Annotated in this window: 8 protein-coding genes; 7 read left to right on the top strand and 1 reads right to left on the bottom strand. The window is 66.7% G+C overall.

The features are described from left to right. The 7 genes from glk to rpiA all read left to right on the top strand — a co-directional run. Positions 1–876: glucokinase (gene glk, locus VFW04_16845; protein HEX5181001.1), on the top strand; the 876-nt coding region annotated here is incomplete at its 5' end. A 1-nt stretch (position 877) separates the two neighbouring features. Next, complete coding sequence (tkt, locus tag VFW04_16840) at positions 878–2,929, top strand: transketolase (protein ID HEX5181000.1); 2,052 nt, start codon at positions 878–880, stop codon at positions 2,927–2,929. 17 nt (positions 2,930–2,946) lie between these two features. Then, positions 2,947–4,074 carry a transaldolase gene (tal, locus tag VFW04_16835; protein HEX5180999.1) on the top strand — a complete coding sequence of 376 codons (1,128 nt, stop codon included), beginning with the start codon at positions 2,947–2,949 and terminating at the stop codon, positions 4,072–4,074. Beyond that, complete coding sequence (locus VFW04_16830) at positions 4,071–4,706, top strand: HAD family phosphatase (protein HEX5180998.1); 636 nt, start codon at positions 4,071–4,073, stop codon at positions 4,704–4,706. The genes tal and VFW04_16830 overlap by 4 nt, the downstream gene beginning before the upstream one ends. 14 nt (positions 4,707–4,720) lie before the next feature. Continuing rightward, positions 4,721–5,620: a decarboxylating 6-phosphogluconate dehydrogenase gene (gnd, locus tag VFW04_16825; GenBank protein HEX5180997.1), complete on the top strand. Its 900-nt coding sequence runs from the start codon at positions 4,721–4,723 to the stop codon at positions 5,618–5,620. Next, a complete protein-coding gene (gene zwf / locus VFW04_16820; protein HEX5180996.1) occupies positions 5,617–7,179 on the top strand; it encodes a glucose-6-phosphate dehydrogenase in 1,563 nt (520 codons plus the stop codon). The genes gnd and zwf overlap by 4 nt, the downstream gene beginning before the upstream one ends. Further along, the gene (rpiA, locus tag VFW04_16815; protein ID HEX5180995.1) at positions 7,164–7,856 is read left to right on the top strand and encodes a ribose 5-phosphate isomerase A; all 693 of its coding nucleotides are present in this window, start codon (positions 7,164–7,166) and stop codon (positions 7,854–7,856) included. The genes zwf and rpiA overlap by 16 nt, the downstream gene beginning before the upstream one ends. On the opposite strand, the gene VFW04_16810 is transcribed toward rpiA, so the two are convergent. Continuing rightward, on the bottom strand, positions 7,853–8,203 hold the full coding sequence (locus VFW04_16810; protein HEX5180994.1) for a TraR/DksA C4-type zinc finger protein: 351 nt from the start codon (positions 8,201–8,203) through the stop codon (positions 7,853–7,855). The two genes, rpiA and VFW04_16810, sit on opposite strands and share 4 nt — an antisense overlap. Between the last annotated feature and the right edge of the window lie 235 nt (positions 8,204–8,438).

The raw sequence follows: 8,438 nt of genomic DNA, 5'->3' as shown, positions 1-8,438 counted from the left end.
TTCGGCGTCGCCGGTCCGGTGACCGACGGCCGCACGGCCACGCCTAACTTGCCGTGGACGCTCGACGAACGAAGCCTCGCGAAAGAGATCGGTATCCCGCACGCGCGTCTCCTCAACGACCTCGACGCCATCGCCCGCGGCATCGCGCGGCTCGATTCGCGCGACATGATCACGCTGCAGGCCGGTGCGCCCGATGAAACTGGTGTCCAGGCGCTCATCGGCGCCGGCACCGGACTCGGCGAAGCCTTCGTCGTGCGCGAAGGCCGCCGGGTTCGCACGCGCCCCTCGGAAGGCGGACACGCGGGTTTCGCGCCCCACACGGCGCTCGAGCGCGACTTGCTCGGGTGGCTCGCCGCTGATTTCGGACACGTGTCCAGCGAGCGCGTCATTTCCGGTCCAGGCCTCGAGAACATCTATCGCTTTCTCGCCGCGCGCTCGCCGGATCGCGTGCAAGCCGCCGTGCACGATGCCGTCGAGAACGAGGGAGCGGCCGCGATCTCGCGGCACGGTCTCGACGGCTCGGACGCGTTGTGCGTCCAGGCGCTCGATGTCTTCGCGGGCGCGTACGGCGCCAAAGCGGGAAATCTCGCGCTCACGGTGCTCGCCACCGGCGGCGTGTACATCGTCGGCGGCATCGCGCCCGCCATCGTGAAGAAGCTGGTGGACGGCACCTTCCTTGCCGCGTTTCGAGACAAGGGACGTCTGTCGGAAATGATGCAGCGCATGCCGGTGCGCGTGGTGATGAACGACGACGTTGGGCTCTACGGCGCGGCCATCGCGGCCGCGGAAGACGACGCACGCACGACAGACGCACCGCGCGCTCCGACCGCGAGCGGCGCTCCTCCATCCATCGCATCCAACGCAGGGGCACGGTGACATGACGGAAACGGCGACCACAGCATCACGGAGCGCGGCGGGCGGCATCGCATCGCCCTTGGACGAGCTCTGCATCAACACGGTGCGGACGCTGTCCATGGATGCGGTCCAGCAGGCGAATTCGGGGCACCCGGGCACGCCGATGGCGCTCGCACCGCTCGCCTACCTGCTCTTCACCAGGCACCTGCGGTACGATCCGACCCATCCCGACTGGCCTAACCGGGACCGCTTCGTTCTCTCGTGCGGCCACGCGTCGATGCTGCTGTACAGCGTGCTGTATCTCACCGGGTACGACCTCACGCTCGAGGACATCAAGCATTTCCGCCAGTGGGGCAGCAAGACGCCGGGCCACCCCGAGTACGGCCATACGCCGGGCATCGAGACGACCACCGGTCCGTTAGGACAGGGCTTCGCCAACGCCGTCGGCATGGCCATTGCCGAGCGGCACCTCGCGGCCGAGTTCAACACCGGCGACGATGCGGTGATCGACCACCGCACCTGGGTGTTCGCCAGCGACGGCGACCTCATGGAAGGCATCTCCCACGAGGCCGCATCCATCGCCGGCCACCTCGGGTTAGGCAAACTCATCGTCTGCTACGACGACAACAGCATCACGCTCGACGGGCCGGCCTCGCTGTCCATGAGCGACGACACGGGGACCCGCTTCGAGGCGTACGGCTGGAACGTCCTCCGCGTCGACGATGTGAACGACCTGCCGGTCATGGATCGCGCGCTCGCGCAGGCGCGCGACGTCCACGACCGCCCCACGCTCATCATCGTCCGCACCCACATCGGCTACGGCAGCCCGCACAAGCAGGACACGTCGCAGGCGCACGGCGAACCGTTAGGCGTCGACGAAGTCAAGCTCACCAAGAAGAACCTCGGCTGGGAATGGACCGACACCTTCCACGTGCCCCCCGAGGCGCTCGCCGCCTGGCGCGATGCAGGCAAGCGCGGCGCCCCCCTCCGGGCGCAGTGGGAGAAGCTGCGCGACGCCTGGGCGGCCCGCCGGCCCGATTCCGCGCGCGAGCTCGCCCGACGCCTCGAGCGCAAACTCCCCGATGGCTGGCGCTCCGCGCTGCCCACGTTCCAGCCTAACGAAAAGGGGATCGCGACGCGCGCCGCGTCCAACGCCGTCATCAACGCCCTCGGCCCCAAAATTCCCGAGCTCGTGGGCGGCGCCGCCGACCTCTCGACGTCGACCAAAACGATCATCAGCTCCAGCGATCGCCTCGAGCGCGACACCCCGCGCGGACGCAACCTCTTCTACGGGGTGCGCGAACACGCGATGGCGGCGATCATGAACGGCATGTACGTGCACGGCGGCATCATTCCGTTCGGCGGCACGTTCCTGATTTTCTCGGACTACATGCGGCCGCCTACCCGGCTCGCCGCACTCATGAAGATCCGCCCGATCTACGTGTTCACACACGACTCGGTCGGGCTCGGCGAAGACGGCCCGACGCATCAACCCATCGAGCAACTCGCCGCACTTCGCGCGATTCCGGGTATGACGGTGTTCCGACCCGCGGATGCCGCGGAGACCGCCGAAGCATGGGCGACGGCGCTCGAGATCACGAACGGGCCGGTGGCCTTCGCGCTCACGCGGCAGAACGTCCCGATCCTCGATCGATCGCGCTATGCGCCGGCCTCGGGCGTGGCCCGCGGCGCCTATGTGCTCTCCGACGTTGACGGCGCCGGCCCCGACGTGATCCTTCTCGGCAGCGGCTCCGAAGTGCACATTCTCCTCGCCGCGCAGGAGCTGCTGCTGTCGGCCGGCATCCGCGCTCGCGTGGTGAGCGTGCCGAGCATCGAACGATTTTACGCACAGCCGGTATCGTATCGTGATCAGGTATTGCCGCGCACGAATCATCATCGCATCGCGATGGAAGCCGCGAGCCCGCAGCCGTGGTACCGGCTGGTCGGGGACTCGGGCGTCGTGATCGGACTGGAGCGGTTCGGCGCGTCCGCGCCGTACGAGCGGATCTACCGCGAGCTCGGCCTCACGGCAGAGCACGTGGTGTCCGCGGCGCGCACGATGCTCAATCGCTGACGACTAACGGAGGATCGATGACTACCGTCCATACGACGAGCAAGATGATGGCGCTCCTCGCCCTCGGGCAGAGCGTCTGGCTGGACTACCTGCGGCGCGACATGATCCAGAGCGGCGACCTCGCCGCCCGCGTCGCCGACGGCCTGCGCGGCATGACCTCGAATCCCAGCATCTTCGAGAGCGCGATCGCCGGCAGCAAGGACTACGACGCCGCCCTCGCGCGGCCGGCCGTCCGCTCCAAATCGGATGCCGACGCCTTCGAAGCGATCGCCGTCGAAGACGTGCGCATGGCCGCCGATGTGTTCCGCACCGTTTACGACTCTACCGACGGCGCCGACGGCTTCGTGTCCATCGAAGTGAGCCCCAAGCTCGCCCGCAATACGCAGGGCTCGCTGGAGGAGGCGCGCCGGCTGTGGCGCGAAGTGGGCCGGCCTAACGTTATGATAAAAATCCCCGGCACGCGCGAAGGGTGGGCCGCCATCGAGCAGGCGCTCGAGGAGGGCATCAACATCAACATCACCCTGCTGTTCTCGGTCGAGCACTATCGCGCGGTCGCCGAGGCCTACCTCAACGCGATGGAGGCGCGCATCGCCGCCGGCAAGCCGGTGCAGCGCGTGGCGAGCGTCGCCTCGTTCTTCGTGAGCCGCGTGGACACCGAAGTCGACAAGCGCCTGGAGAAGATCGGCGGCGCGGCGACATCGCTGTTAGGCCAGGCCGCGATCGCCAACGCCAAGCTGGCCTACGAGCTGTTCGGCGAGCTGTTCAGCGGCCCGCGGTGGAGCAAGCTTCGCGATGCCGGCGCGCGCGTCCAACGCCCGCTCTGGGCGAGCACGAGCACCAAGAATCCGAACTACGGCGATGTGCGATACCTGGAGGGCCTCATCGGACCGGAGACGATCAACACCGTACCGCCCGAAACGCTGCAACTGTTCGAGGAACACGGCGTCGTTCGCCGCACGCTGTCCCCGCGCGCCGACGATGCCCGCGACACCATGCGCCAGATCGCCCAAGCGGGCATCGACTTCGACGACGTCACGCAGACGCTGGAGGACGAAGGCATCGAGAAATTCGACGTGTCGTATCGCAAACTCCTCGGCGTCATCGCGGGCAAGCGGCAGGCGCTCGGCGTCGCCTCGCGCGCGTGAGCGCTGCTCGCCCGATGCCCACCGACGGCATCACGCACCTGTTCTTCGATGTCGGCGGTGTGCTGGGAACGGCAGGGTGGGGCACCCCGGATCGCGCCGAAGCCGCGAAGCACTTCGGCTACGACGCGAAGGACACGGAACGCCGGCACGACGGCGTCGTCACCGCCTGGGAAACGGGGAGGATGACGATCGACGAATATCTCGACCACACCGTATTCGCGCAGCCGCGCCCGTTCACGCGCGAGGCGTTCATCGCGTACATGCGGAGCCGCAGCGTGCCTAACGAAGAGTCGCTGGCCGTGGCGCGCGCGCTCGCCCGCACCGGGCGCTACCGCATGTTCACGCTGAACAACGAGTCCGAAGTGCTCAACCTGCACCGCATCTCGTACTTCGGCCTCGGCGACATCTTCCACGCGTTCCTCTCGTCGTGCTGGCTCGGCGTGTCGAAGCCGACGCGGCGGGCGTACCAGCTCGCGCTCGCGTTCACCCGGGCGACGCCCGCGTGCAGCGTGTTCATCGACGACCGCGAAGAAAATCTCGAGCCGGCGCGCGACGCCGGCATGCACACCATCCGCTTCACGTCTGCCGCCGACCTCCGTGCAGCGCTCGGCGCGTTAGGCATCAACTTCTGATCGGATCTGGAACTATGCGATTGGGCATGATCGGACTCGGCCGCATGGGCGGCAACATGACGCGACGGCTGCTCGGCGCCAAACACGAGGTCGTCGCGTTCGACCGCAGCGCCGATGCGGTGAAGGAGCTGGCAGGGTTGGGCGCGATCGGCGCCGCGTCGCTCGCCGACGTGTGCTCCAAACTGTCGGCGCCGCGGATCGTGTGGATCATGGTGCCCGCCGGCAAGCCCGTCGATGACACCATCGCCCAGCTGCTGCCCCAGCTCTCGACCGGCGACATCATCATCGATGGCGGCAACTCCAATTTCCACGATACCGTGCGCCGCGGCCGAGAGCTCCACGCCAAAGGCATCGAGTTCGTCGACTCGGGCACGAGCGGCGGCGTCTGGGGACTCGAGAACGGCTACTGCCTCATGGTCGGCGGCGACGACAAAGCGGTGTCGACCTGCGAACCGATCTTTCGAGCGCTCGCGCCACAGGATGGGTACGCGCACGTCGGCCCAACGGGAAGCGGCCACTACGTCAAGATGGTGCACAACGGCATCGAATACGGGATGCTGCAGGCGTTCGCCGAAGGCTTCGAGATTCTGCATGCATCGAAGGAGTTCGACATCGATCTGCACCAGGTTGCCGCCGTCTGGAACCACGGCAGCGTCGTGCGCTCGTGGATCAACGAGCTCGCCGAATCCGCGTTCTCGCGCGACCCATCGCTCAAGGACCTGCGCGGCTACGTCGATGACTCCGGCGAGGGACGCTGGACGGTGCAGGAAGCGATCGACCTCGACGTTCCCGCGCCGGTGATCACATTGTCGCTGCTCACGCGGCTGCGCTCGCGCCAATCCGAATCGTTCGGCGCCAAGGTGATCGCTGCCTTACGCCACGAATTCGGCGGACACGCGGTGCACTCGGCATGAGCACGCCGATCGTTGCGCCGGCAACGCTCGCGCACGAGCGGGTCGCCGAACCGCAGATGCGCAAGGCAGCTCGCTGCGCCATGGTCATCCTCGGCGCCGGCGGCGACCTCACGCGGAGAAAGCTGATGCCGGCGCTCGCCCACCTGGCGTGCGACGGTCTGCTCGACCCCGAGTCGATCATCATCGGCGTTGGGCGCGACAACTACACCGACGATTCGTTTCGCGCCGCGATGAGCGATGCGCTCAAGAGCTCCGACGAAATCAAAGTCACGGACGGACCGGAGCTCACCAAGTTTCTCGGCATGCTGCGATTCGTGCGCGGCGATCTGAAATCGGCCGATACGTACAAGGCCGTGACGCAGCGCGTTGCCGAATTCGAGGGCGAAGACGACAGCGAAGCGGGGCGGCTCATCTATCTCGCGATCCCGCCGAGCTTGTATCCCGATGCCGCCAGACGCGCGTCGGAGAGCGGTCTCGTCCCGCGCACCGTGCGCGATGACAAGAAGTGGGCGCGCATCGTGATCGAAAAACCGTTCGGGCGCGATCTCGACAGCGCACGCGCACTCGACAAGTTGTTGCTCTCCTTGTTTTCCGAGCAGCAGATCTACCGCATCGATCACTATCTCGGAAAGGAAACCGTCCAGAACATTTTGGTGCTCCGGTTCGCGAACTCGATCTTCGAGCCCGTGTGGAACCGGAATTTCGTGCACCACGTGCAGATCACGGCCGCCGAGACGGTGGGCGTGGAACACCGGGCGTCGTATTACGAAGAGTCGGGTGTGATCCGCGACATGTTTCAGAACCACCTGATGCAGCTGCTGACGCTCACCGCGATGGAGCCGCCTAACGCATTCGACGCCGATGCCGTGCGCGGCGAGAAGGCCAAGGTGCTCGGCGCGATTCACCCCATCGCGCCCGAAGACGCCGACGACATGTCGGTGATCGGACAGTACGACGCGGGTGAAGTGAACGGCGAGCACGTGATCGCGTACCGCGACGAGCCCGGCGTCGCCAAGGACTCGCGGGTGCCGACTTACGCCGCCATCCGGTTCACGGTGGACAACTGGCGATGGCACGGTGTGCCGTTCTTTCTGCGGTCGGGCAAGCGTCTTGCCAAGCACGCCACTGAAATCGCCGTGCAGTTCAAGGAGCCGCCGCACTCGCTCTTTCGCATCCGCGGCGGGTTGCCGATCGAGCGCAACGTGCTCGTGATGCGCATCCAGCCGGACGAAGGCATTTCGTTGCGATTCGAGACCAAGGTGCCCGGCGTGGATGTGCAGATGGCGCCGGTCCGCATGGTGTTCAACTACGCCGACGCGTACGGGCAGTCGGCGCACCCGGCATATGAAACGCTGCTGCTCGACTGCATGTTGGGCGACGCCACGTTGTTCGCCCGCTGGGACGAGGTGGAAGCGTCGTGGCGGATCATCGATCCGATCATCGATGGGTGGAAGAATCCCGGCTTGGTGAAACTGCCGAACTACACCTCGGGCACCTGGGGGCCGTCGGCGGCCGACGCGCTGATGGCCAAGGACGGCGCGGCGTGGCGGGAGCCGTGACGGATGTGCGCGCGGCCGCCAAGCGCGACGCGGCCGTGCGCGCGGTCGAGGCCGTGCGCTCCGGCGCGGTCGTTGGGTTAGGCACCGGCAGCACGGCGGCGTTCGCGATCGAAGAGCTCGGCCGCCGCATCGCTGCCGGCGAGCTGCGAGACATCGTCGGCATCCCGACGTCGAACGCGTCACATCACCTGGCGCTCGAATACGGCATCCCGCTCACCACCCTCGAGCGCCACCCGCGCGTGGACGTCACTATCGACGGTGCCGACGAGATCGATCCCGCCCGCCGGGTGCTCAAAGGCGGCGGCGGCGCACTGTTGCGCGAGAAGATCGTCGCCACGCGCAGCGCGCGGTGGATTCTCGTCGTCGACCCGGGCAAGCTCGTGCCGCACCTCGGCGCGCGCTATCCGCTTCCGGTGGAAGTGGTCACGTTCGGCTGGCAGGCCCATTTGGACGCGCTGCGTGCGTTAGGCGCGGAGCCGATGCTGCGGTTAGGCGGCGCCGAACGCCCATTCCTGACCGACGAAGGCCACTACCTGATCGACGCGCGCTTCCCGAACGGCATTGCCGACCCCGACGCCGTGCACCGCGAGCTGCGCGCGCGCCCCGGTGTGGTCGACACCGGCCTGTTCCTCGGACTCGCCGCCGAGATCATCGTGGGCGCCTTCAGTCCGCCTTAACAGGTTCTCGCCCACGGAATCAGGTCCAGCCGCTCGTAAGGAATCGGCTGACCCGTCTTCTCGCACGTGCCGTATTCTTCCGGCCGATGGTACAGCCGCTCCAGCGCCGCATCGATTTCCTCGAGCTCGAACGATTGTCGCGCCGCGTTGGACGCATCCAGCTCCTGATCTTCCGTGTCGGTTCCCAGATCGGCCAGGTGCACCGGCGCCGCGGACAACTCGCCTGATTCATCACGCAGCGACGACTCGGTCTTTGCGTGATAGCGCGCGAGATCGCGCGCCACGCGCTCTCGCTCCTCGAGTAGCCGTTTGCGAAAGTGTTCGAGTTGTGCTTTGGTGAGGGGCATTTGTAAGGCGGACTGAGGACGGAACTAAAGGGCGAAAGAGCGAAAGGCGGACAAAACGGACGTACCGGACGAGACCGGACAAGCAAAAAGTTCATCCGGACGTGTCCGGCCTGTCTTTCCTTGTCCGCCTTCACGCATCGATCGCGCCAAGCACGCCGCGAAAACAGTGCAGGTGACACCCTCTTGATCGGCAGTATCCGGCGTTGTCTTTGTCTGTCCGCCTTTCTGTCCAGCT

It is taken from the genome of Gemmatimonadaceae bacterium, assembly GCA_036273715.1.
In the GTDB taxonomy this organism is placed as follows: Bacteria; Gemmatimonadota; Gemmatimonadetes; order Gemmatimonadales; family Gemmatimonadaceae; genus JADGGM01.
This window is presented reverse-complemented; position numbering and strand designations above follow the sequence as displayed.

What these genes read in the sequence shown, in the direction of transcription:
- tkt (HEX5181000.1), top strand. Translation starts at nt 878, where the DNA reads ATGACGGAAACGGCGACCACAGCATCACGGAGCGCGGCGGGCGGCATC.
- tal (HEX5180999.1), top strand. Translation starts at nt 2,947, where the DNA reads ATGACTACCGTCCATACGACGAGCAAGATGATGGCGCTCCTCGCCCTC.
- gnd (HEX5180997.1), top strand. Translation starts at nt 4,721, where the DNA reads ATGCGATTGGGCATGATCGGACTCGGCCGCATGGGCGGCAACATGACG.
- zwf (HEX5180996.1), top strand. Translation starts at nt 5,617, where the DNA reads ATGAGCACGCCGATCGTTGCGCCGGCAACGCTCGCGCACGAGCGGGTC.
- VFW04_16810 (HEX5180994.1), bottom strand. Translation starts at nt 8,203, where the DNA reads ATGCCCCTCACCAAAGCACAACTCGAACACTTTCGCAAACGGCTACTC.